We start from the raw sequence: 21,577 nt of genomic DNA, 5'->3' as shown, positions 1-21,577 counted from the left end.
ATTTCGGGCCTTTTGCCCGTTCAGCGCTGCCTTAGCCGGTTCAGGGCACGGGCGCAATCCGTCACGCGTCAGCCGGGGCTGGGAAAAGCCGATCTTTAGTTGATCTGCGCGTCTTGCAGCGCCTCGGCTTTCTTTGCCAAAGCCTCGCTCCGGGCAGTCAGGTCCTGCTCAACGGCAGAGGCTTCGCTGACCGGATCGGCAGGCGCGCCCAGAACGTTGGGTAGGGGCAAAAGCTTGGGGTAAGGCGCCGTCTTGACCGCACGGGATTCGCTACCCTCCAACTCGGGGAAGTTGGTGCATCCGGCAAGGGTCAGGATCAGAACCAGAACGGGCAGGCGCTTCATAACAGGTGCTTTCACAAAGGACTGGTCTTGTGATGCCTCTTTTACCCGATCTGTTCAAGCGGGGTTCTATCTGAACATACGTTCAGATAGTGTCGGTCCATGGCTCGTACACAGGGATCACATTCGGACATAACCGGCCCGCGCATCCGCAAGGCAGCGTTGGGTCTTTTTGCGCGCCATGGCTATGCCGCCGTTTCGATGCGCCAGATCGCCAAAGAGGTCGGCGTTCAGGCCGGGGCGCTGTATAACTACACGCCCGACAAGCAAAGCCTGTTGTTTCGCCTGATGCGCGACCACATGCAGGAGTTGCAGCAAGCCTATGATGCGCTTGGTGAAACCGGCGACGCACAAGAGGCTCTGCGCCGCTTTGTCGGGTTCCACATCCGGTTTCATCTGGAACGCCCCGACGAGGTTTTCATCGCCTATATGGAGTTGCGCAACCTGACGCCGGACAACTTCGCAGAGATCGAGGATCTGCGCCGCGCCTACGAGGATTCTCTGGAGCGTATCTTGAGTGAGGGCCAGAAAGCCGGTCACTTCGCGATCTCAGACACCAAGATCGCTACGCTGGCCGTGATTGCGATGCTGAATGGTGTGATGACCTGGTATCGCTCGGGTGGACGACTTTCGTTGGACGAGGTCGAGCAGATCTATTGGGACATGGTTCGCCGCGCAGTGATGGCCTGACCCATAATCGGGTCAGGCTTAGCCTTAGTGGGCAGGGCGAATGAAGGTTCCATTGCGCAGCTCACGAAATGCCTGTTCCAACTCTGCTCGCGTGTTCATGACGATGGGTCCGTGCCACGCCACAGGCTCATCAATCGGAGCGCCCGAGATCAGCAGAAAGCGAACACCTTCGGGCCCGGCCTGAACCGTGATCTCATCCCCGGTGCCGAACCGCACCAGAGTGCGGTCTCCGGACATGTCGCGGATGTTGACCTCTTGCCCGGCGACTTCCTTTTCCAACAAAACTCCGGTCGGCTGGGACGCATCGGCAAAGGCCGCCTGACCTTGGAACACATATGCAAAGGCGCGGCGGTAGGTGTCGATCTTGAAGGTCTTTTTGACACCGGCCGGGATCTCCACGTCCAGATATTGGGGATCTGCTGCAATACCGTCCACCGGGCCGGTTTTGCCCCAGAAGTCACCCACGATAACACGCACTGTTGTACCGTCATCGTCGATGACCTCGGGAATCTCTTTGGCCTGAACATCCTGATAGCGCGGAGCGGTCATTTTCTGATCCGAGGGCAGGTTGCCCCAGAGCTGAAACCCGTGCATCTGGCCCGAGGCATTCCCGTGCGGCATTTCCTGATGCAGAATGCCCGACCCCGCCGTCATCCATTGCACATCACCCGCACCAAGCGTCCCGCTGTTGCCCAGCGAATCCGAATGCTCGACCGTACCGGACAGCACATAGGTGATCGTCTCGATCCCGCGGTGCGGATGCCAGGGAAAGCCGGCCTGATAATCTTGCGGGCGCTCGTTGCGGAAGTCGTCGAACAACAGAAACGGGTCCAATTCTGACGGGTCCTGAAACCCGAAGGCGCGATGCAGCTTGACGCCTGCACCTTCCATCGTCGGTACGGCCTTGCGTGTTTCCAATGTGGGTCTGAGGGACATGGCAACCTCCTTCATTTGTTCGCAGGATGTATGCCCCGCCTGTAACAGGTCAATTTGCGCAGAGGCACCATGAATGTGCGCAAATGTAGGGCAGGGGAGGGCCTGTTTATTTCTGCGCAAAGCGGATACACGAGACAGCAGACAGACAGGAGGCAGTCATGCAGGACGAAGTGCTGGCAACGATCGAGGCATCATCCCCAAGACGGGTGGCCGGTGTTGCTATGCTGGGCAGCGTAGGTGTTTTGGTGATTTACGTGGCGCTGGCTTCTCCGCCCGAACTCGTCTGGCAGGTGTTTTTATTGGCGGTTGGCGCGTCGTCCTTATGGTTGGCCTATCGCGTTTGGATGGCCACTCAGGACAGGATCGAGCTGACTGCGTCAGAGCTGCGCACCGGATCGGGGCAGGTGATTGCGCGGGTCGATGAGATTGAAGCTGTGGACCGAGGTGTTTTCGCGTTCAAACCGTCCAATGGGTTTCTGGTGCGAACGCGCGAAAAGGCCAGCAATGTCTGGGCCCCCGGTCTGTGGTGGCGGCTGGGCCGCCGGGTTGGCGTCGGCGGCATGACAGCATCCGCCGAGGCCAAGTTCATGTCCGAGATACTCTCGGCTATGGTGTTACAGCGTTGACGGTTCCACGGTGGTGTTATCTTCCGGAGTACTGTCGTCATGTCCGCTATCAACAGTGCCGCCGTCCACGTTGTTGGCGTCCTTGCAAGAGTCTGGCCCTTGGATGAAGGTGTATCCGCGGGGTTGCGTGAAGATGAATTTGTCGATGAAGAACTCGTTGCTGCCGAATCCGATTTTGAACGGACGCACGTAGTGATGCCGTGTCTCGACCAAGATCATCGTGGCGTTATCTGCCATTATTGGAATGCGATCCGAGACTTGATCAACTGTTTCGTTGGACCACCGCGTCAGCCCTTCACCGCGTGCGCAGGACCATTCGACAAAGTGACGATCATCAGTGTCTGTGCTTTCGTCGCCAGTGTCCCATCGTACGAAAGAGATCCGCAACGACAATCCGTTGCCTTCACTAATCATGTATCTTTGTAGATCATACATGGATGTAATGTACTGGTCCGTTACCGTGTCTTTCTCTCGGGAAAGAATATCAGCGACAGCGTAGGCCGCTTTCAGGTTGCTAGCACCCTGACGGTATCCGTCGAAATAGGTATACGCCGTCCAGACCGACCAGAACAGTAGGGGAAACGTCATAATGGCTTCGATGCTAACGACACCATCTTCTCTCTCTAGAAAGCGTGATGTCACACCGGCAAAGTGTTTTTGAATGAAAGATTTAAGGTTCATGTACAAACACCGTCGTTGCATGAAGTTCGTATTGTCCGTCGGGATCTTGCCGAGCGAGCCGACCAAGTGTTGTACCGAAGAACAAAGGAGTGATTTCTACGCACGCGCGTATGATCATCAGCTCGTTAGCTGTTCCAGGCGTAAAGATCTGATCATCTTTGCCGCGAATCTCTTCAGGTGTGTCCACACAAAATGGCCGATCAAAATTGCCAGTAAGAACTGCACTGCTGTCGAAATGATTGACCCTTGTCATCTCGACAGCAAGATTGTCCTGACAATCTGGAATGGCGCCGGCCTCTTCGCAGATGATCCGTTTGAGAAGATCATGTGTCCAGGCTGTTTCGCCCTCATAGAGGTCAATTCGGTTCATGCGCACATCTTGGATCGTGGCATCCAGGGCGCGCTCTAAGTTGGCATGGTTCCAGGCCACAATCCCGATCTCAATTCCAGAATAGGTGGTTATCATGAAGATCGGGAACCACATTACAAATTCGATTGTGGCCATTCCCTTTTCTTCGCGGCGAAACCTTCGCAGCACTTTTTTCAGATGTCGGATCATTGGGTCAGCCTCAGATTCTGGATGCTCGCCGCGATATCGTCGAAGACTTCGCCAATCTCGGATCCTGTCGGCGCGAAATATGCGTTTTCATCCGATTTGCAGTACCATAGGAGGTTTCGACCGTTGGTGGTGGCCTCGTAGGCGACCGAGAAGATCAGGATGTTTCTTGCACCGGATTTCGCATAGTCGCACATCGCTTCGACCTGACCGTCTTTTCTGGAACGGTTTTCGGTCTCAGTCGCCGCATAGTACCAGTTGTATGCGTCGCTCGAACCGACGGAATCATACAGCAACTGATAGATTTCGTACCGCGAGGTACGTTCCCACAAGGCGGGCCATGTCAGAGATAGGGAACTCCCATCTTCATCGAGCTGGCGAACCTCGCTCCTGTCGAGGTTGTCGCAATAGCCGCTGCTGTAGTAGTTTCCTTTGCAAAGGTATACATTGAAAGTGTCGTTTCCGTACGCGTGATCCTGAAACTCGTCGCGCACCCAGTATCTACCGCGACTGCTGTCCCAATATGCCCTGTCCACACCCAGCCATGCATATCTGAAACTGTCCTCGTCTTCGTCATAGTGGTTCACGTTGACGGAATAGACTTCTTCGTCTCCATTCCACCAGATACCCGATTGACCATCGTTGTACGGCGGCTTCACCCATGTGCGAGAGGTGTTCTCGCCATCAGTCATCAGAACGATAACTTTCATAGTGTCACTACCGACGCTGTCGGCGGGGCGACCTGCAAAATCTGCCGGTATCTGGCCGTTTGCGATCATGTTGGTGACAACGGGGCGGAAGTTTTCGTCCAACAGCGTCAGTGCCCATTTCATACCAACGTTGATAGATGTGTTGTCGCGCGCATAAAACGAGTCGATGTAAGTGTGCAGGTTCGTTTCGTTGTTCTGGTGAACAACAAGCTGACGGCTGGCCTCAGAACGGCACCGTTCGTCGATGCGTGGTGAACTGAACCCACCTGACGGGCGCTGATCCCCGCCGTAACGAGAATAATACAGCGATTGGTTGTAGGTTTTCGTCAGATCGAACGCGCCTGCCGCCAAATCCGACGTTTCAAAGTCGATACAGTTGGCAAATCTATTGGAGCCAGCGGTCGTAAGCTGGTTCATGACGGCAGAAGGGACACCCACCTGCGTTGCGTAAGGAATGATCGAGATCGAGAGTTTGTCAGAACTCGTGTTCTCATACATTTTGGTGACAAAGCTCTTGGCCGCACCTTTCAGGTTGGTCAGGCGCGACCCTCTCATGGAGCCTGAAACATCCAGAACCATAGCGATTTCGACGTTGCCGATGGACTCTTCGGCGACGCTGACGACGTTCACGTCAATCGAGTCGACGTCCCACCATTGCATGAAATGCATACCGACCGGCATCGTTGCTCTCGCTTCGACGCGGCGCTGTCCGACGATCAACTTGTTGCCGTCATCATCGCAAGACCTCGGGGTGACTATAACTTCTCCATCCAGAAACTGGTCCAAGTTTTCCTTGACCAAGTAGTCCTGTACAACGTCTTTTGGGCAAAGGTTCTGTTGGAGGTCTGCAGCGGCCAAAACGGCGCGGTCCAACGAATATTGAAGACGCGCTCTTTCGTGATCGTAGCGCATCATGTCGACGGCAAATCCACCCACAGTGAAGATGACAAGGATTAGGCCCAACGACAGGATAGTCATGGTCCCGCGCTCCGAGCGCAGGAACGACGCAGTACCTTTGTCGGAGCGGCTGGATTGCTCAGTTCGTCTGGGTTCAGAATTCCTAAACACTTTTCTCATATCTAGTCCCTGCAGGTAATCCGGCGCACGGAAGGCGGGTCATATCAACTTTAAGAATTTAGTCGGCGAACATGGCGAGATTTGGGCGACTTTGCCACTATGCTGCTGGGATTGAACGGCAAACCGCTGCATTTGGCAGGATCGCGGGCGCTTTGTTTCTGTCGTGTCGACAATGGTGGCCACGAAAATTTCCAAGGCGACTCAGTAGGAAGGTTTTTATCACCCGTTTTTAAAGTGATGAAATTTTCATCATAAAAGATTGCAGCTTTGGGCCAGTGGTGCGACAAAACGCCATAACGTTCGTCATTCACCGGTACGGAGGGATTAATGACCAGCACCAAGGAACCGAGCTTTCGCGAAAGTGTGGATCTGATGTTCAACAGGGCGGCGTCTCTGATGGATCTGCCGCCCGGTCTTGAGCAGAAAATCCGGGTCTGTAATGCCACCTACACGGTTCGTTTCGGGGTGCGTCTGCGCGGTGAGATTCATACCTTCACCGGCTACCGTTCCGTCCATTCCGAGCATATGGAGCCGGTCAAGGGCGGTATCCGTTATGCGTTGGCGGTGAACCAAGACGAGGTTGAGGCGCTTGCTGCGCTAATGACCTACAAATGCGCCTTGGTTGAGACGCCGTTTGGCGGCTCGAAAGGTGGGCTGTGTATTGATCCGCGCAAATACGAAGAACATGAGATGGAGCAGATCACTCGACGCTTTGCTTATGAGCTGGCGAAGCGCGATCTGATCAATCCATCGCAAAACGTTCCGGCCCCTGACATGGGCACGGGTGAGCGTGAGATGGCATGGATGGCTGACCAATACGCGCGGATGAACACCACCGACATCAACGCGCGCGCATGTGTGACGGGCAAACCGTTGAACGCAGGCGGCATCGCTGGTCGGGTCGAGGCAACGGGGCGGGGCATCCAATACGCACTACGCGAGTTCTTCCGTCACCCCGAGGACATCGCCAAGGCCGGTTTGTCCGGCAAACTGGACGGCAAGCGTGTCGTCGTACAGGGGTTGGGTAACGTGGGCTACCACGCGGCCAAGTTCCTCGCTGAAGAAGACGGATCGCGTATTATCGGGATCATCGAATGGGACGGCGCGCTGTATAACCCGGACGGTATCGACGTTGAGGCGGTGCGCAACTGGATCGTCAAACATGGTGGCGTGAAGGATTTCCCGGACGCGACCCACTCAACTGATGGCGCTTCGGTGCTTGAGGCAGACTGCGACATCCTGATCCCGGCGGCTCTTGAAGGTGTCATCAATCTGGACAATGCCGACAGGATCAAGGCGCCGCTGATCATCGAGGCCGCGAATGGACCGGTGACCGCGGGTGCAGATGAAATTCTGCGTAAGAAGGGCACCGTCATCATTCCTGATATGTATGCCAATGCGGGCGGTGTGACGGTCTCGTATTTCGAATGGGTGAAGAACCTCAGCCACATTCGATTTGGTCGCATGCAGCGCCGTCAAGAAGAGGCACGGCATGAGTTGATCGTAAGCGAGCTTGAACGGCTGGATCGTTATCTGGGCGATGCCTGGTCAATGTCGCCGGACTTCAAGGCCAAGTACCTCAAAGGTGCGGATGAGCTGGAGCTGGTGCGCTCGGGCCTCGATGACACGATGCGGATCGCTTACCAGTCCATGCGCGAGGTCTGGCACAGCCGCGACGATGTCGAGGATCTGCGCACCGCGGCCTATATCGTTGCAATTGATCGCGTGGCCAAAAGCTACCGGGCCAAAGGCCTGTGACAACTGGCGCACGGGGTGGCTTTTCTGCCCCGTGCGCAAACTGAATGCAGCGCGTCGATTGCGAAAACGGTACTGGCGAGTAAGCTGCGCGCAGACAAACGAATCCAGGAGACCTCAATGTTGCGTATCGCCATCGCTACAGCCTTGCTTGCAACGCCTCTGGCCGCCGCCGAAACCAAGGAACAAAGCTGCCAGTATCAGGCCGATGTCGTGGCCGCGATCCAGAAAGCGCGTCTGGACAAGGTGAAAGAGCGCGACGTTGTGGAGGCCGTGGCTGAAACCAGCCCCACATGGCCCGAGAACTATAACGCGGCGATCCCGTTGATCACGCCTTGGGTCTATGAGCAAAAGATGCGCGACGTGCGCAAAAAGGATCTTGGTGCGGCATGGCTCGAGCTGTGTTTGCAGCAATAATCCACAGCTCAGCAATTTCCCTGTGGACAACCGCGCGTCATCCCCTTGGCGCGCGTTTTCATTTCTGGCAGGTTTGAGCCATGTCATTGCCCCCCGGATTTCTCGATGAGCTGCGCACCCGGCTGAGCCTGTCTCAGGTTGTTGGGCGTAAAGTCATGTGGGATCAGCGAAAATCCAATCAGGGCAAGGGGGACATGTGGGCGCCGTGCCCGTTTCACCACGAAAAAACGGCGTCTTTTCATGTAGATGATCAAAAGGGTTTCTACTACTGCTTTGGCTGTCATGCCAAAGGGGACGCGATCACCTTCGTGAAAGAGACCGAGAATGTCTCGTTCATCGAGGCCGTTGAAATTCTGGCGCGCGAAGCTGGCATGCCCATGCCAGCGCGCGACCCCAAAGCGCAAGAGAAACAAGACCGCCGCACGCAACTGGCCGAGGTGATGGAGCAGGCGGTTCAGTTCTTTCGCCTGCAACTCAAGACCGGGGCAGGCAGTGCGGCGCGCGACTATCTGGCCCGTCGGGGTTTGGACGCCAAGGCGTTGGAGCGATGGGAGATCGGTTTTGCACCGGACGGCTGGCAGGCGCTGTGGGACCATCTGACTGGCAAGAACGTGGCCGAAGATCTGATCCTTGGGGCGGGTCTGGCCAAGCCGTCGAACAAGAGCAAGAAGCCATATGACACGTTCCGCAACCGGATCATGTTCCCAATACGTGATCCGCGCGGTCGGTGTATCGCATTCGGCGGTCGGGCGATGGACCCGAATGACAACGCCAAATACCTGAACTCACCCGAGACTGAGTTGTTCGACAAGGGCCGCAGCCTATATAACCACGGGCCTGCGCGGCAGGCGGCCGGGAAAGGGCAGCCGCTGATCGTGGCCGAGGGCTATATGGACGTCATCGCGCTGGCCGAGGCTGGGTTCGGCGCGTCGGTTGCTCCGCTTGGAACGGCGATTACCGAACACCAGTTGCAGCTGCTCTGGCGGATTTCGAATGAGCCGATCATTGCGCTGGATGGCGACACCGCGGGCCTGCGCGCGGCGATGCGGGCCGTTGATTTGGCCTTGCCGCTACTTGAGGCCGGAAAGTCCCTGCGCTTTGCCCTGATGCCTGAAGGTAACGACCCGGACGACCTTTTGCGGGCTGACGGAGCAGGGGCTGTTCAGGCCGTATTGGAAGGGGCTATCCCGATGGTGAAGCTGCTTTGGCAGCGCGAGACCGAGGGAAAGGTTTTCGACAGCCCTGAGCGCAAAGCCGCGCTCGACAAGGTGCTGCGCGACAAGATCAAGCTGATCCGCGACCCCTCGATCCGGTCCCATTACGGGCAAGAGATCAAAGATCTGCGCTGGCAATTGTTTCGGCCGCAGAGACAGTCACAAAACCGTGCGTGGCAACCAAAAGGGAAGTGGCAGCCGCAGAAACAGCCTGCGACCGCGGGTGCGCGGGCCTCGTTCCTGGCGTCTTCGGACAATGCGGACATCCATCTGCGTGAAGCCGCGATTCTGGCCATTGCGATTCTGAACCCGCAGGTCGTGGTCCAGTTTGAGGCGCAGTTGGAAGAGATGGATTGCCACGATCCTGATCATGCTGCTCTGCGTCATGCCATTTTGCGCCATGCGATTGATGATCCTGAAAACCTTCGGGACCATATCGTTGAAACTTTGGGGGCCGAACCCCTTGAAAATCTGCTTAGCCTTCGCCATGTCGCAGTGATCCCCTGTGTGTTCAAACCAGGCGACGTTGAAAAGGCCGAAATGACACTGGCCGAGGAACTCGCGAAAATCAAAGCGCTCCGGGGGTTGGATGCTGAGATTGCCGAAGCCGCAGAGGAACTGTCTGATCTGGCCGATGAGGCGTTGACGTATCGGCTGGCGCAAGCCGCCGAAGAGCGTAACCGCACAAGCCGCAGTCAGAATGAGGACAGGGCCGTTTTCGACATTGCCGACAATGGCGCGCGAATCAATCGCGACGAAAAGGATGCGTTCAAGGCAATCATGTCCGGGATCAATTTCGAACGGAAACGTCGCTGAAGTGATGTTTTCGTAAAGCACTGGAAAAGAAAAACAGGTAAACGGGTGGCCGAATCAGTTTCACGCGCTAATGATTCGGATCAAACGAATCACCCATCCCTGCAGGAGCATTGAATGGCCGCCAAAGACACGTCAGAAGATCGCAAGTCAGACGAGCAGGAACAGGAAATCTCGCTGGACATGAGCCAGGCCCAGGTCAAGAAGATGATCGCCGAGGCCCGCGAGAAAGGTTACATCACTTACGACCAGCTCAATCAGGTTCTGCCGCCTGATCAGGTCAGTTCGGAACAGATCGAAGACGTTATGTCGATGCTGTCCGAAATGGGCATTAACATCATCGAAGATGAAGAGGCCGAGGAAGAAGAAAACAAAGGTTCGACCGAACTAACCACCACGGACAACAACCGTGAGGTGGCTCTGGCCGGTGCCGCGACCGAAAAGCTAGACCGCACCGACGACCCCGTCCGCATGTATCTGCGTGAGATGGGCTCGGTCGAACTGCTGAGCCGTGAGGGCGAGATCGCTATCGCCAAGCGGATCGAAGCGGGCCGGAACACGATGATTGCAGGTCTGTGCGAAAGCCCTCTGACCTTCCAGGCGATCACCATCTGGCATGACGAACTTCTGTCCGAAGACATTCTTCTGCGCGACGTTATTGATCTGGAAACCACTTTTGGCAACCAGATGGACGAAGATGGTGACGTGCAAGAGCCGGTCGTCGACACCTCGGCTGTGCAATCGGCCAAACCTGCCAAAGATACCGGGCCTGAACTGGATGCCGATGGCAACCCGCTGAGCAATGACGATGATGATGACGAGGACGATCAGGCCAACATGTCGCTGGCCGCGATGGAGGCCGCCCTCAAGGATCAGGTTCTGACGACGCTGGAACGCATCTCGACCGATTTCTCGATGCTGTCAGAGATGCAGGACAGCCGGATTTCGGCGACTCTGAACGAGGATGGCTCGTTCAGTGAAAAAGACGAAGAGACCTATCAGAAGCTACGCGCTGAGATTGTTGAACTGGTGAACGGGCTTCACCTGCACAACAACCGGATCGAGGCGCTGATCGACCAGCTCTATGGTATCAACCGCCGCGTCATGTCGCTGGACAGCTCGATGGTGAAACTGGCCGACCAGGCTCGTATCAACCGTCGGGAATTCATTGACGCCTATCGTGGGCGTGAATTGGACCCGAACTGGCTGACGGATATGGCTGAAAAGCCAGGCCGGGGCTGGCAGATGTTCATCGAACGCTCGACCGACAAGGTTGAGGAACTGCGCAGCGATATGGCTCAGGTCGGTCAATATGTTGGTCTGGATATCAGCGAATTCCGCCGCATCGTGCAACAGGTTCAGAAGGGCGAGAAAGAAGCCCGGCAGGCCAAGAAGGAAATGGTCGAGGCCAACCTGCGTCTGGTGATCTCGATCGCCAAGAAGTACACGAACCGTGGCCTGCAATTCCTTGATCTTATTCAAGAAGGTAACATCGGCCTGATGAAGGCGGTGGACAAGTTTGAATACCGCCGTGGCTACAAGTTCTCGACCTATGCGACCTGGTGGATCCGTCAGGCAATCACACGTTCGATTGCGGATCAGGCGCGGACCATCCGTATTCCGGTGCATATGATCGAAACGATCAACAAGCTGGTCCGGACCGGTCGTCAGATGCTGCACGAGATTGGCCGCGAGCCGACGCCGGAGGAACTGGCCGAAAAGCTGCAGATGCCGCTTGAGAAAGTGCGCAAGGTGATGAAAATCGCCAAGGAGCCGATCAGCCTTGAGACGCCAATCGGTGACGAGGAAGACAGCCAGCTGGGTGATTTCATCGAGGACAAGAATGCCGTGCTGCCTCTGGACAGCGCCATTCAGGAAAACCTCAAGGAAACCACTACACGGGTTCTCGCCTCGCTCACTCCACGTGAGGAGCGGGTTCTGCGGATGCGTTTCGGCATCGGCATGAACACCGACCACACTCTGGAAGAGGTCGGTCAGCAGTTCAGCGTGACCCGCGAACGTATCCGTCAAATCGAGGCGAAGGCCCTGCGGAAGCTGAAACACCCAAGCAGATCGCGGAAACTGCGATCCTTCCTGGATCAGTAAGATCAAAGGCGCCCCGGACGGAGGCGCCTTTTTTCGTTTCACCGTTCACATTGGCAGATTTGCCAAACACATTGGCGCGACTTCACATGTGTTGTGGCGTGTCCGTTTCTATATCCGTCTGGTCCACTCATGGGGCGGGCCGGGGCGAGGCGGCTAAGCTGATGACCCCCGGCTTCCAAGCGTCAGCGGATGTTTGACCCGCGTTTTGAAGGCGCTCGGCGGTTGACCTGTCCAACGCTTGAACGCCGTGGAAAACGCGGATTGATCGGCGTATCCCAGTGAATAAGCGATCTCGGATAGGTTCATTCCATTGGTGATGAAGGTCTGGGCCAGATCGCAGCGCAAATCCTCGGTGATGTCGCGGTAGCTGGTGCCTTCGCTTTGCAACCGGCGGGCAAAGGTGCGGGCGCTCATTCCGAGTTTTGCCGCGACATCATCTGCGCTGAGGATTTTGCCCGGCAGCGAGCGAGTGATCAGCCCTTCGACTTTGGCGCGAGTCAATTGCTTCGGCAAGCGACGCTCGGCTAGAACGCGTTCCCCGTATTCTAGTAGGTGGGCGCGCAAGCTGGGGTCGTAGGTCGGGACGGGCAGGTTCAGCGAGGACGGGGACAGGACGATTTCGAGGCTTTCAGAGCCGAAAACAACCGGAAAACCTGCCAGTTGCTGGAAGGCATGGATATGATCCCCAACCTCATGTTGAAACCGTATTTCAATAGGGTGGAAATCGGTCTGTGTCAGGTTGCGCATTCGGGCGACGGCGGCAAACATCAAGAACTCAGTTCGGCGGTGATAGCGAGCAAAGCTGGCGTCTTTCCATCGGGCCTCTAACGCGGCGAAATTCCCCGAAACGCGCAGGCTGAAGGCGATAGCAGGGTCGATCATGTCGTGGAAATGAGACGTGTTTTCAATAACCTGCTCCAGGTCTCGTGAGTATTTGCTGATGTAGGCCGTCAAGGTCGATGAGGACGTGACGCCAAGCCCGACACTTGCCGCAAAGGTGATATCGTTCAGAGCATCGCAGGCATAGCGGACAAACAGCGCCTCTTTGTGGGCGCAAAAGGAGGTCGCATCCTCCGGTAGATCGCGCGGGCCAAGTCCGCTGCGATCCAGCACCTCCAAGGTGTTCTGTTTTTCCAATCGCGCGTCGAGCGCCTCGCGCAGAAAGTGAAGGCGGTCAATATCCACATTCATCGCAGCGAAGCCTTCCTTTCTCTGGACCGGGGCCGTTCCAGCATACTGCTTTTCTGTCAGAAATTCGAATGGATTTGGCAGCTGGCCACAAGCTTGGTCAATCTTTCCTGCCTATATCCTTTTCGTTGCCGGGTCAGTACCTTGTTGGGGATGAGGTCAGAGCCACCGCCGGTCTTACCAACCGGTCACCGGGTTCCCCGGCACACCTTCCTTCTTGTCGCATTGTCCACATAGTGGCCCTATGTCACGCTGTTTGTGCAAGCTTGGGTAGGTAGCGGCGCCATGGCAGGGATTGACACAACCGATCTGTTCGACGGACGCAACCTGATCGTCTTTGACGGAGAATGCGTGCTGTGCTCAGGCTTTTTCCGGTTCATGCTGAAGCGCGACAAAACCCGCCGCTTTGAATTTGCAACAGCGCAGTCTCCGCTTGGTCAAAGGATGTACAAGGCGCTGAATCTGCCCGTTGCAGATTTTGAAACCAACCTCGTGATCGTAGATGGCAAGGTTTTTCAACGACTTGATGCCTTTGCGGCGGCTGTGCGCGCGCTGCCGGGGGTGTGGCCTTTTCTATCACTGGTACGGTTGCTGCCGAGGGCTGTGAAAGACCCGCTGTATTTCTCGATCGCCCGCAATCGGTATGCTCTTTTCGGTCGGTACGATACCTGTATGATGCTGGATGCTGCTCTCCTTGAGCGTTTTGCCGAGAAGGGGTTTGACGCGTGACGGATCCGTTTCTTCAGGCTTTGGCGGACCCAAGTGTTCTCCCCCAATCCGTGCGAGACCTGCATCACAGCCCAGGTGAATATGTCGGCGAATGCTATATCGAACGTGGCAAGGGTATTCTCATCCAACTCGCGCTTAAATTGGGACGATTTCCCCCTGCGGGCCGGCATGTGCCCGTTCGGCTGGTGATCCAGCATCAAGATGATGGCCACAGTTGGCTGCGAGACTTTGGGGGGGCACAAAACGACGTCAGAGCTGAGGTTTGACGCAAATACGGGCGATGTTCATGAGCGTTTCGGGCCTCTTTCGGTCTGGCTAAGGCCTTCAGCGTCGAAACGTGGGCTGGAGGTTCGTATCCATCGCTTGACGGTTTTCGGCGTGCCACTCCTTCAGTTTTTGCTGCCGCAATCGTCAACCAGTGAATGGCAGGATGATTTGGGGCGCTTTCGGTTTGATGTGGCGGCCTCGATGCCGGGATTGGGCCTGCTGATCCGCTACCACGGCTGGCTCACGCCGCTTCACGTTAAGGCGCAAGTTGGTTGAAATGATTGTGAGACCTGCTTTCCGCGGGCGCGATGACCTCTAAACTAAGGGGAGCAGCAAGTGAGGAAAGAGTATTATGAAACAGTTACAATATTGCGCCGCTTTAGCGGTGTTTGCCCTGAGTGTTCCGGTAACGGCGGAAGCGGCGCGTTTGGGTTTTCAAGCCAATGCAATCAATAGCACTGACTTCGAAGTCATTCCCCGCACAAGGGATGACACAGACGGGTATTGGTGCGAGGCGGCAGATTTCGCGCGCCGCAGTCTCGGGGCAGGTTGGCAGGACCCCATCTATGTGTTGCGCGGCTATGGACCTAGTGTAACAACTGGGCGGGTAACAGCGGTTCAGTTTTCGCTGAAACCGCCTCCGGCTGATGCTCCGGCACAAACCGGTGGCGTACAGGGCCCCTTCGTTGTCGGCTCCAGCATATCCGTGCAGGGTGCAAATGCGCGGTGTGGTCGCCGGCAGATTTTCTAACAACTAAAGCAAAGGCCAAAACGCAATGCAGACGGAATTCGCGCTCCAGACCATTGGACCCGGCTTGTATGAATTCACGTCCCAGATTGCAGAATGGCTTAGTTCCCTTGAACGGGATGGTGTCCTGACGTTGTTCGTCAGGCACACCTCCTGTTCTTTGCTGGTGCAGGAGAACGCGGACCCTGAAGTGCAGACGGATTTGCATGCATTTTTTGAGCGTCTGGTGCCCCCGTCTGATCATCCCTCAATGTCTTACCTGCGCCATACCTATGAAGGGCCGGATGACATGCCTGCCCATATCAAAGCAGCGATGATGCCGGTATCCTTGTCCATTCCTGTCCGTCAGGGGCGGATGGTTTTAGGCACATGGCAGGGGATTTACCTGTTTGAACACCGCCGCGCCCCGCATCGGCGGCTGGTCGCGGCACATCTGTCCTGACCCTTTATTTTGGGGTGCGAAATTCCGACTACCCAAATCCTAGCGGCTGCCCTATAGTTGTGGATAAGTAAGCCAAAGCGCTTACAAAAGAGGCCAGCTAGGGACGAGGAGACGGCGGATGCGCTGCCCGTTTTGCGGAAATATCGACACTCAGGTGAAAGATTCACGCCCGGCAGAGGATCACGTTGCAATACGCCGACGTCGGTTTTGCCCGGCCTGTGGAGGGCGTTTTACGACCTATGAACGGGTTCAGTTGCGCGATCTGGTAGTTATCAAAACCAACGGAAAACGCGAAGATTTTGACCGCGACAAGCTGGAACGTTCGATCCGTATCTCGATGCAGAAACGCCCGGTTGATCCTGAACGGATTGATCAGATGATCTCGGGAATTGTGCGGCGTCTGGAAAGCATGGGCGACACGGATATTCCGTCCAACAGAATTGGCGAGATCGTCATGGAAGCTCTGGCGCGGATCGACACCGTCGCCTATGTTCGCTTTGCGAGTGTGTACAAGAATTTCCAGGCGGCCGATGATTTCGAGGAGTTTGTCCACGAACTGCGCCCGCCGCAGCCTTCGACGGACGAGTGAGCGAAACAGATAAGCGATTTATGGCGCTGGCTTTGTCTTTGGGTCGGCGCGGTCAAGGGTCGTGTTGGCCCAACCCGGCCGTCGGGTGCGTGATTGTGCGCAACGGGAGGATCGTTGGGCGAGGGTGGACTCAACCCGGCGGACGTCCCCATGCAGAGCCTGAGGCTTTGGCGCAAGCAGGTGCGCAGGCAAAAGGGGCCACGGCCTATGTCTCGCTGGAGCCATGCGCCCACTACGGCATGACGCCGCCCTGTGCCGAAGCGTTGATCTCGGCCGGTGTGGCCCGCGTTGTTGCGGCGATTGAAGATAGCGATCCTCGCGTTTCCGGGCAGGGCTTTGCCATGCTGCGCGAGGCCGGGATCGAGGTTGAAACCGGCGTGCTGGCGCAAGAGGCCGAGCGTGATCTGGCCGGCTTCTTTCTGAAAACCGAACAGGGCCGTCCGTTTGTGACGTTGAAACTGGCCAACAGCTTTGACGGGCGGATTGCCACTTCCACCGGACATAGCCAGTGGATCACCGGATCAACTGCGCGACGCGAGGTTCACGCGATGCGCGCCCGACACGATGCCGTCATGGTCGGCGCAGGCACGGCGCGCGCGGATGATCCCTCGCTTACGGTTCGGGATCTGGGGATAGAGCGTCAGCCGGTGCGCGTGGTTGTCTCGCGTCATCTGGATCTGCCCTTAATGGGGCAATTGGCACGCACGGCCTCAAAAACACCTGTCTGGCTATGTCATGGTCCGCATCCCGACGCCGAGCGCGCCCGCACGTGGGAGGGGTTGGGCGCGAGGCTGTTGCCTTGTGCGTTGCACGACCATCAGGTTGATGCGCGCGACCTGTTACAGCAGCTGGGTCAGGAAGGTCTGACAAGTGTTTTCTGCGAAGGCGGCTCGGCTCTGGCGGCGTCTCTGCTGACGCAGGATCTGGTCGATGAGCTTGTCGGTTTCACTGCTGGTTTGACCATCGGTGCCGAAGGCCTTTCGGCGATTGGCGCACTAGGGCTGGAAAAACTGGACAGCGCCCCTCGGTTCGAGTTGATCGAGGCGCGCCCGGTCGGTGGTGACGTATTGCACCGTTGGACCCGAACAACGCATTAACGTCGCCAGAGATGGGCATGGGTGGAAAAAGCGCCCTGTAGCTTTGACAAGGCGCGATTCAGCGGCCCGCGTTTGGCGGGCTGACCTTGGGCCAGCCGTTCAATGGCGACCTCGACAGGGCAGGGGGCGCCGGTCACCGGGTCCAGATAGCGGGGATAGTCGATCAGGCTGGCATGCACCAAACCCAGCAGGGACGGACGCGCGCCGCGACGGGCCGGGACGCTGCCCAGATCCGTGGTCAGGCCCCACCCAGCGTAGAACGGAGCGCCATAGGTGGTCACCGGAATGCCGCGCAGCAGCGCCTCGAACCCCAGAAGCGAGGTCATGGTCCAGACCTCTTGCACCTCGGACAGCAAGGTCGATGGGTCGGTCTCAGTCGTGATCACATCTGCCAAATCTTCGGCGTCGATCCGGCCCGAGCGCAGGCCAGCCTCGACATCCGGATGGGGTTTGTAAATCACCACGGCATCGGGATTGGCAGCCCGAACCTCGTGCAGCAGGTCTAGATTGGTGCAGATGCTGCTGGTGCCAAACAGGATGGAGGCGTCATCCTCGACCTGCCCCGGCACCAGAATGCGGTGCCCTTTGGGCAAAGCTGGCGCGGCGCCGCCGGTGTTGTATTTGCTCAGCCCTTCGGACGCGAGGGCTGAGATCACCCGCTCGGCCCGGTACTCTTGATCAGGGCGCAGCGTTTCACGCTTGGATATCCACTCTTCTAAACGGCTGGCTTGGGTCGGGTCGTAGTAGATCCCCAGATCATCCGTGACCAGCGACAGGGGCGGTACAAGATCGGCCCCCAATCCGCGTGAGCGGAGAAAGCCGTCCTCGATACGGGTGACGCTCTCGGCCTCGCGGGATTGATTGGCCCAGACCATGTGGGGCCGGGTGGATGAGGCCGGAGGTGACGGCAAAAACCGTATCTTCTGGTGCTGGCCAAACATGGCTTGCAGATGATTACGCTTCCACATCCGCATGCCCGACGCGGTCCATCCCAAACGATCTTGCTGCCACGCACGGGTCTGAGCCTCAAGCGTGTCCAGCACGACTTCTAGCTCACACAATTGGTCCCGATAGGGATCATACCAAACGGGATAAAGCATCATGGTTGCAGCAAAGAGCTGCGCGCGCGTCAAATTGCGTTGTCTGCGTTGAACGGGGTTTTCGTCCTGCGTCAAACCCCATCCTGCATAGAACGGCTGCCCGAACACGCGGGGTTTGTGACCGGCGAGAATGGCTTCGAACCCCATTTGCGACGAGAGCGTATAGACACTGACCGCGCCGTCCAACAGCGGCCAAGGGCTGATGTTATCCGCAACGAAGGAAACGCGTTCCGAGAGGTTCTGTTCCGTGTAGTGCCCGGTGCGGTGACCAGCCAGTGTTTCGGGATGGGTCTTGATCAGAACCGGCATCCCGGGATTTTCTTCTTGTGCGATCACCAGCATCTCAAGAAACCGGGCACGGTCCCCTCGGCTGGCCGTGACCGAGGCATCGCCGACCGTCTGATCAATCACCAGCACGTAACCGGGGTCGGGGATCGGCGCGTCGGGGTCGAAGGCGGAATATTTGCTGAGGTTCAATTCCTTCAAGCGCTCAATCGCGCCACGCGCCCGGTTCAGAAGCGCGGTATCATCCAGCGGATGTGTCGCTAGAAGCGTTTCCAGATCCGACGGTTGGGCCGGGTCAAAGTGCAGGCCCGAGCGATCCAGAAGTAGGCCTAAAGGCGGCTCGCCCTCGCGGCCGGGATGGAGAGATCGTAGAAAGGCGTCCTCGACTCGCAGCAAAGGGGTGCCCCGCTCCTGAGCGATACGTCGCCCGCGATGGGCGGTAGGGCTGTTGCCCCAAATGGCGACGGTGTCTTCGGGTCGGGGCAGGCCCAGCCGGATGTCATATCCCGAAAGGGATAGAATGCGCCCGAGGCGCCGGTTGGTCAGAAACCCGCCATTGTAGACAAATGCCCGGGACCGCGCCGCGCCAGTTGCGGTGGGGTCCCCATGGGTCATGGTTTAGTTGCCGGTCAGGGTGGCGACATTCGCAACCGGCGTCAGGCCCCCGGCGATCAGAGAGATCGACTTGGTCCATTGCGCATACGGTGCCTCGGTCACGTAGATTGTGTCATCGTCGCGGATCACGAAATCACGCGCAATGAACAGGCCATTGGGCGCAGTCAGGTTCAGCAGATAGATCATGCGCTGGTCGCCTTGGAGATCTGAACGGCCCATCACCTGGCGAGCGATGTCTTGACGCTCACGGCGCAGGACGAAGATACCAGTTGGATCGGATGAGACGGATACCAAGCCGCCAACCTGCGCCAGAGCCTCAAGTGCGGACAGGTCCTGACTGTCGAAAGCGACGCGCGATTGCGTACCAGCGGCACCGAGTGCGATGTACGAGCGGCTGTCTTCCTCGACCAGAATGCGGTCACCGCCGCGCAGCGCAACATCCAGCTTGGGATTTCGGAATAGGTCTTCGTACCAGACTGTCCCACGTTGATCGCCTCGGATCAGGGTGACCAGCGCGATATCGGAGGCCACTGAAACCCCTCCGGCCTGAGACAGCATGCCAAGCAGAGTGCGGGTCGGGCGTTCGATTGGATAAATACCAGGAGCGCCGATGGTGCCCGTCAGCGAAACGGTCGACCCGTCTCCTGCCAGGCGGCGTACTTCGACTTGAGGGTCAGGAGTCTGCTCTTCCAGCTCATCGGTGATCAACCCGCGGAGCTCTTCCGGAGTGTTGCCAGCGGCGCGCAAACGACCTGCATAGGGGACGAAAATAAAGCCTTCGCTGTCGACCTGAACCTGTTCCAGAGCGGTCGAGGAACCGACTTCGCCAGCCAGCAGACCGTCATCGACGTTCTCCCAGATTGTCAGGCCCAAAACATCCCCTGGGCGCACGGTGTCTGCGGTTAGTGACGGGGCTGAGGTAAAGGAGGAAGAGAACCCGAACTGTGGCACGGACGATGTGGCCCGAGACACGCGGTCATCGACTTCCACCACAAACGCATTGCCGCCATTGTTGACGGAGCCGGCCAGAATCTCGTTCTTGTTTGGGCCCGCCTTGGGCAACTGACATGCACTCAGCATGACAAGCGAGGTCACAAGGGCGACCCCCCGTACCCAACGGATTGGAAAGCGATGCACTGCCGATAACCTCAGTTCTACTTGTTTTTCGGCAAACTACTCTTTTACCGCTACAACTTCCAGAGAAGGATGGCCGGGTCTACTCAACGATTTTCAACTGTGGCTCTGGGGTCGCGTCGTCGGACAGCGTGACCTGATAGGGATCATCAGCACTCAGCATCATGTCGACAGCGCGGCGCAGCAATTGCCGACGTCCGCGTCTGGAGTAGTAGCCGCCCGGAACCTGACTGGTTTCCAGCAGAAAGCGCCGATAGAGTTGGTAAGCTTCAATATCGCGTTTTTCTGGGTTGGCGAAGAAACGGCTAACCTCTTGTTGTGACACAAGTTCCGGCTTGTCATAGACCGCACGACCAAAAATCCGCAGAGGGATGCCGCGCCACAGCACCTGCTGCCCGGCGGTCGAGTTGATGGTCACGGCCGAGTTGGCGTCGTCCAGCAGTTTCGCCAGTTTGCCGCCGGGGACGTAATGCACCCGGCCTTTGATCCCGAATCTGAGCGCCAAATCCCGAACACGTCGGCGGAGGGGTTCACGGTGGTTCTCAAGTGGATGTTCCTTGATGACCAGATGATGATGTGCAAGGGCGCCTTTGGCGAAGCCCTCCATCATTTGTTCTAAAAAAGCGCACATCCCCGAATAGTCTGAATGGGATTGGACCGAGCTGTCATGACCCAGTTGCAACAGCACAAGGTGATAAGGAAAGGCCCCGCTACGTACCCGCGCCGTGGCCAGACTTCGTTGCAGCCTGTGGAAGGGCATCAGCATAAGGCGTTTGAAATACAGGCGAAACTCTTTCGAGACCGTCAACGCGCGGTGCGGTTTGAAATTGCGATAGCGCCCGTTCAGAAACAGCACGAACCAGTGATAGAGCGCGCCGTAGAAGATGTGTTGTTGCATGTCTCCCCAATGGGACGGTGGCGGCGGCGCATGCGCGCCCGAATGCGACAGTGCCTGCGCCATTTGGTCCAGATCCAGAGACATCAGCCGCGAGTTGCCGTTTGAGCCGTCACGCTCATAGGTGACCCACCATGGGCGCAGGTAGCCTTCCTCGAACACATGCACGGTGATGCCTTGTGTCTTGGCGATCCTGACGGCGTTTGCGTGAATCGGGCGGGTGTCACCGTATAGAACGATGTCTGTCACTTGTTTCTCGGGGATCAACGCCTGTAACACCTCAGGCCAGTCTTCTGGCGCATCGCGATAGGGGATGTAGCTTTTCCTGTCGAACCAGAACGCCTGATCGCCCGCGTTGAAGCCAACACGCCATGTCTGCGCCCCCGAGGCCCGCAGCATCCGGCCCAACGCGTTGAAAAACGGGCCATGCGGGCCTTGTAGGAACAGAAAGACCCGCGGGTCGAAGTTTGGGTCTGAGTGGTGCATCTGCGCGATTTAGCCAATATTCTTGTCGAAACTATGCCTGCCTAAGGATTTCTCGGCAAGGTTGGGCTTGCCGGGCGGCG

At 57.4% G+C, this 21,577-nt stretch carries 22 protein-coding genes; 13 read left to right on the top strand and 9 right to left on the bottom strand.

Annotated elements, in window-relative coordinates; translation table 11 throughout:
• Positions 1-95 precede the first annotated feature (95 nt).
• A complete protein-coding gene (locus ACXAH8_RS09835) occupies positions 96-359 on the bottom strand; it encodes a hypothetical protein (RefSeq protein WP_425083384.1) in 264 nt (87 codons plus the stop codon).
• A gap of 84 nt (positions 360-443) precedes the next feature.
• On the opposite strand from ACXAH8_RS09835, the gene ACXAH8_RS09830 reads away from it, so the two are divergent.
• Positions 444-1,031 (top strand): TetR/AcrR family transcriptional regulator, encoded by a 588-nt coding sequence (locus tag ACXAH8_RS09830; protein ID WP_170487785.1) that lies wholly within the window; start codon positions 444-446, stop codon positions 1,029-1,031.
• 24 nt (positions 1,032-1,055) lie between these two features.
• Here ACXAH8_RS09830 and ACXAH8_RS09825 read toward each other — a convergent pair whose 3' ends face one another.
• On the bottom strand, positions 1,056-1,967 hold the full coding sequence (locus tag ACXAH8_RS09825) for a pirin family protein (RefSeq protein ID WP_475217932.1): 912 nt from the start codon (positions 1,965-1,967) through the stop codon (positions 1,056-1,058).
• Between the two features lie 158 nt (positions 1,968-2,125).
• Here ACXAH8_RS09825 and ACXAH8_RS09820 point away from each other — a divergent pair, with 158 nt between their 5' ends.
• Positions 2,126-2,593, top strand: coding sequence for a hypothetical protein (locus ACXAH8_RS09820; protein WP_170376227.1), 468 nt, complete (start codon positions 2,126-2,128; stop codon positions 2,591-2,593).
• On the opposite strand, the gene ACXAH8_RS09815 is transcribed toward ACXAH8_RS09820, so the two are convergent.
• Genes ACXAH8_RS09815 through ACXAH8_RS09805 form a run of 3 tightly spaced genes read right to left on the bottom strand, consistent with a single transcriptional unit; the run spans position 2,582 to position 5,518 of the window.
• A complete protein-coding gene (locus tag ACXAH8_RS09815; RefSeq protein WP_475217929.1) occupies positions 2,582-3,274 on the bottom strand; it encodes a TadE/TadG family type IV pilus assembly protein in 693 nt (230 codons plus the stop codon). The genes ACXAH8_RS09820 and ACXAH8_RS09815 overlap by 12 nt on opposite strands.
• Positions 3,264-3,833 carry a TadE/TadG family type IV pilus assembly protein gene (locus ACXAH8_RS09810; protein WP_170639018.1) on the bottom strand — a complete coding sequence of 190 codons (570 nt, stop codon included), beginning with the start codon at positions 3,831-3,833 and terminating at the stop codon, positions 3,264-3,266. Before ACXAH8_RS09810 ends, ACXAH8_RS09815 begins: the two co-directional genes overlap by 11 nt.
• Positions 3,830-5,518, bottom strand: coding sequence for a Tad domain-containing protein (locus ACXAH8_RS09805; protein WP_475217927.1), 1,689 nt, complete (start codon positions 5,516-5,518; stop codon positions 3,830-3,832). Before ACXAH8_RS09805 ends, ACXAH8_RS09810 begins: the two co-directional genes overlap by 4 nt.
• Positions 5,519-5,944: 426 nt before the next feature.
• Between ACXAH8_RS09805 and ACXAH8_RS09800 the strand changes: the two genes are divergently transcribed.
• The 4 genes from ACXAH8_RS09800 (at position 5,945) to rpoD (ending at position 11,922) form a co-directional block, all read left to right on the top strand.
• Positions 5,945-7,375 (top strand): Glu/Leu/Phe/Val family dehydrogenase, encoded by a 1,431-nt coding sequence (locus ACXAH8_RS09800; protein WP_170376235.1) that lies wholly within the window; start codon positions 5,945-5,947, stop codon positions 7,373-7,375.
• Positions 7,376-7,492: 117 nt separating this feature from the next.
• The gene (locus tag ACXAH8_RS09795; protein WP_475217925.1) at positions 7,493-7,789 is read left to right on the top strand and encodes a hypothetical protein; all 297 of its coding nucleotides are present in this window, start codon (positions 7,493-7,495) and stop codon (positions 7,787-7,789) included.
• A gap of 80 nt (positions 7,790-7,869) precedes the next feature.
• Positions 7,870-9,819 (top strand): DNA primase, encoded by a 1,950-nt coding sequence (gene dnaG / locus ACXAH8_RS09790; protein WP_475217923.1) that lies wholly within the window; start codon positions 7,870-7,872, stop codon positions 9,817-9,819.
• Between the two features lie 114 nt (positions 9,820-9,933).
• Positions 9,934-11,922, top strand: a complete 1,989-nt coding sequence (gene rpoD / locus ACXAH8_RS09785) for an RNA polymerase sigma factor RpoD (protein WP_170470263.1) — start codon at positions 9,934-9,936, stop codon at positions 11,920-11,922.
• Positions 11,923-12,075: 153 nt separating this feature from the next.
• Here rpoD and ACXAH8_RS09780 read toward each other — a convergent pair whose 3' ends face one another.
• Positions 12,076-13,113: a helix-turn-helix domain-containing protein gene (locus ACXAH8_RS09780; protein WP_475217920.1), complete on the bottom strand. Its 1,038-nt coding sequence runs from the start codon at positions 13,111-13,113 to the stop codon at positions 12,076-12,078.
• A 282-nt stretch (positions 13,114-13,395) separates the two neighbouring features.
• Here ACXAH8_RS09780 and ACXAH8_RS09775 point away from each other — a divergent pair, with 282 nt between their 5' ends.
• The 7 genes from ACXAH8_RS09775 to ribD all read left to right on the top strand — a co-directional run bounded on the left by ACXAH8_RS09775 (position 13,396) and on the right by ribD (position 16,982).
• Entirely contained in the window at positions 13,396-13,839 is a 444-nt protein-coding gene (locus ACXAH8_RS09775) for a thiol-disulfide oxidoreductase DCC family protein (RefSeq protein ID WP_475217918.1), read from the top strand.
• On the top strand, positions 13,836-14,105 hold the full coding sequence (locus ACXAH8_RS09770) for a DUF4166 domain-containing protein (protein ID WP_475217915.1): 270 nt from the start codon (positions 13,836-13,838) through the stop codon (positions 14,103-14,105). The genes ACXAH8_RS09775 and ACXAH8_RS09770 overlap by 4 nt, the downstream gene beginning before the upstream one ends.
• Positions 14,041-14,382 (top strand): DUF4166 domain-containing protein, encoded by a 342-nt coding sequence (locus ACXAH8_RS09765; RefSeq protein ID WP_475217913.1) that lies wholly within the window; start codon positions 14,041-14,043, stop codon positions 14,380-14,382. Before ACXAH8_RS09770 ends, ACXAH8_RS09765 begins: the two co-directional genes overlap by 65 nt.
• A 76-nt stretch (positions 14,383-14,458) precedes the next feature.
• A complete protein-coding gene (locus tag ACXAH8_RS09760; protein WP_475217911.1) occupies positions 14,459-14,857 on the top strand; it encodes a hypothetical protein in 399 nt (132 codons plus the stop codon).
• 25 nt (positions 14,858-14,882) lie between these two features.
• Positions 14,883-15,296: a secondary thiamine-phosphate synthase enzyme YjbQ gene (locus ACXAH8_RS09755; protein ID WP_475217909.1), complete on the top strand. Its 414-nt coding sequence runs from the start codon at positions 14,883-14,885 to the stop codon at positions 15,294-15,296.
• Positions 15,297-15,414: 118 nt separating this feature from the next.
• Positions 15,415-15,885: a transcriptional regulator NrdR gene (gene nrdR / locus ACXAH8_RS09750; protein WP_170376254.1), complete on the top strand. Its 471-nt coding sequence runs from the start codon at positions 15,415-15,417 to the stop codon at positions 15,883-15,885.
• Complete coding sequence (ribD, locus tag ACXAH8_RS09745) at positions 15,882-16,982, top strand: bifunctional diaminohydroxyphosphoribosylaminopyrimidine deaminase/5-amino-6-(5-phosphoribosylamino)uracil reductase RibD (protein WP_475217906.1); 1,101 nt, start codon at positions 15,882-15,884, stop codon at positions 16,980-16,982. Before nrdR ends, ribD begins: the two co-directional genes overlap by 4 nt.
• On the opposite strand, the gene ACXAH8_RS09740 is transcribed toward ribD, so the two are convergent.
• The 3 genes from ACXAH8_RS09740 to ACXAH8_RS09730 all read right to left on the bottom strand — a co-directional run bounded on the left by ACXAH8_RS09740 (position 16,979) and on the right by ACXAH8_RS09730 (position 21,497).
• Positions 16,979-18,982, bottom strand: coding sequence for a capsular polysaccharide biosynthesis protein (locus tag ACXAH8_RS09740; protein ID WP_475217904.1), 2,004 nt, complete (start codon positions 18,980-18,982; stop codon positions 16,979-16,981). The genes ribD and ACXAH8_RS09740 overlap by 4 nt on opposite strands.
• Positions 18,983-18,985: 3 nt before the next feature.
• Positions 18,986-20,119, bottom strand: a complete 1,134-nt coding sequence (locus tag ACXAH8_RS09735; RefSeq protein ID WP_475217902.1) for a polysaccharide biosynthesis/export family protein — start codon at positions 20,117-20,119, stop codon at positions 18,986-18,988.
• A 79-nt stretch (positions 20,120-20,198) separates the two neighbouring features.
• Positions 20,199-21,497, bottom strand: coding sequence for a capsule biosynthesis protein (locus ACXAH8_RS09730; protein ID WP_475217900.1), 1,299 nt, complete (start codon positions 21,495-21,497; stop codon positions 20,199-20,201).
• Between the last annotated feature and the right edge of the window lie 80 nt (positions 21,498-21,577).

The sequence above is a fragment of the Ruegeria sp. ABV3_008 genome (genome assembly GCF_056161185.1).
This window is presented reverse-complemented; position numbering and strand designations above follow the sequence as displayed.

Coding starts and splice junctions, on each gene's coding strand:
- ACXAH8_RS09805 (WP_475217927.1), bottom strand. CDS start 5,518: ATGACTATCCTGTCGTTGGGCCTAATCCTTGTCATCTTCACTGTGGGT.
- ACXAH8_RS09740 (WP_475217904.1), bottom strand. CDS start 18,982: ATGACCCATGGGGACCCCACCGCAACTGGCGCGGCGCGGTCCCGGGCA.
- dnaG (WP_475217923.1), top strand. CDS start 7,870: ATGTCATTGCCCCCCGGATTTCTCGATGAGCTGCGCACCCGGCTGAGC.
- nrdR (WP_170376254.1), top strand. CDS start 15,415: ATGCGCTGCCCGTTTTGCGGAAATATCGACACTCAGGTGAAAGATTCA.
- ACXAH8_RS09755 (WP_475217909.1), top strand. CDS start 14,883: ATGCAGACGGAATTCGCGCTCCAGACCATTGGACCCGGCTTGTATGAA.
- ACXAH8_RS09815 (WP_475217929.1), bottom strand. CDS start 3,274: ATGAACCTTAAATCTTTCATTCAAAAACACTTTGCCGGTGTGACATCA.
- ACXAH8_RS09800 (WP_170376235.1), top strand. CDS start 5,945: ATGACCAGCACCAAGGAACCGAGCTTTCGCGAAAGTGTGGATCTGATG.
- ACXAH8_RS09780 (WP_475217920.1), bottom strand. CDS start 13,113: ATGAATGTGGATATTGACCGCCTTCACTTTCTGCGCGAGGCGCTCGAC.
- ACXAH8_RS09825 (WP_475217932.1), bottom strand. CDS start 1,967: ATGTCCCTCAGACCCACATTGGAAACACGCAAGGCCGTACCGACGATG.
- ACXAH8_RS09795 (WP_475217925.1), top strand. CDS start 7,493: ATGTTGCGTATCGCCATCGCTACAGCCTTGCTTGCAACGCCTCTGGCC.
- ACXAH8_RS09830 (WP_170487785.1), top strand. CDS start 444: ATGGCTCGTACACAGGGATCACATTCGGACATAACCGGCCCGCGCATC.
- ACXAH8_RS09820 (WP_170376227.1), top strand. CDS start 2,126: ATGCAGGACGAAGTGCTGGCAACGATCGAGGCATCATCCCCAAGACGG.
- ACXAH8_RS09760 (WP_475217911.1), top strand. CDS start 14,459: ATGAAACAGTTACAATATTGCGCCGCTTTAGCGGTGTTTGCCCTGAGT.
- ACXAH8_RS09810 (WP_170639018.1), bottom strand. CDS start 3,833: ATGATCCGACATCTGAAAAAAGTGCTGCGAAGGTTTCGCCGCGAAGAA.
- rpoD (WP_170470263.1), top strand. CDS start 9,934: ATGGCCGCCAAAGACACGTCAGAAGATCGCAAGTCAGACGAGCAGGAA.
- ACXAH8_RS09775 (WP_475217918.1), top strand. CDS start 13,396: ATGGCAGGGATTGACACAACCGATCTGTTCGACGGACGCAACCTGATC.
- ACXAH8_RS09765 (WP_475217913.1), top strand. CDS start 14,041: ATGATGGCCACAGTTGGCTGCGAGACTTTGGGGGGGCACAAAACGACG.
- ACXAH8_RS09730 (WP_475217900.1), bottom strand. CDS start 21,497: ATGCACCACTCAGACCCAAACTTCGACCCGCGGGTCTTTCTGTTCCTA.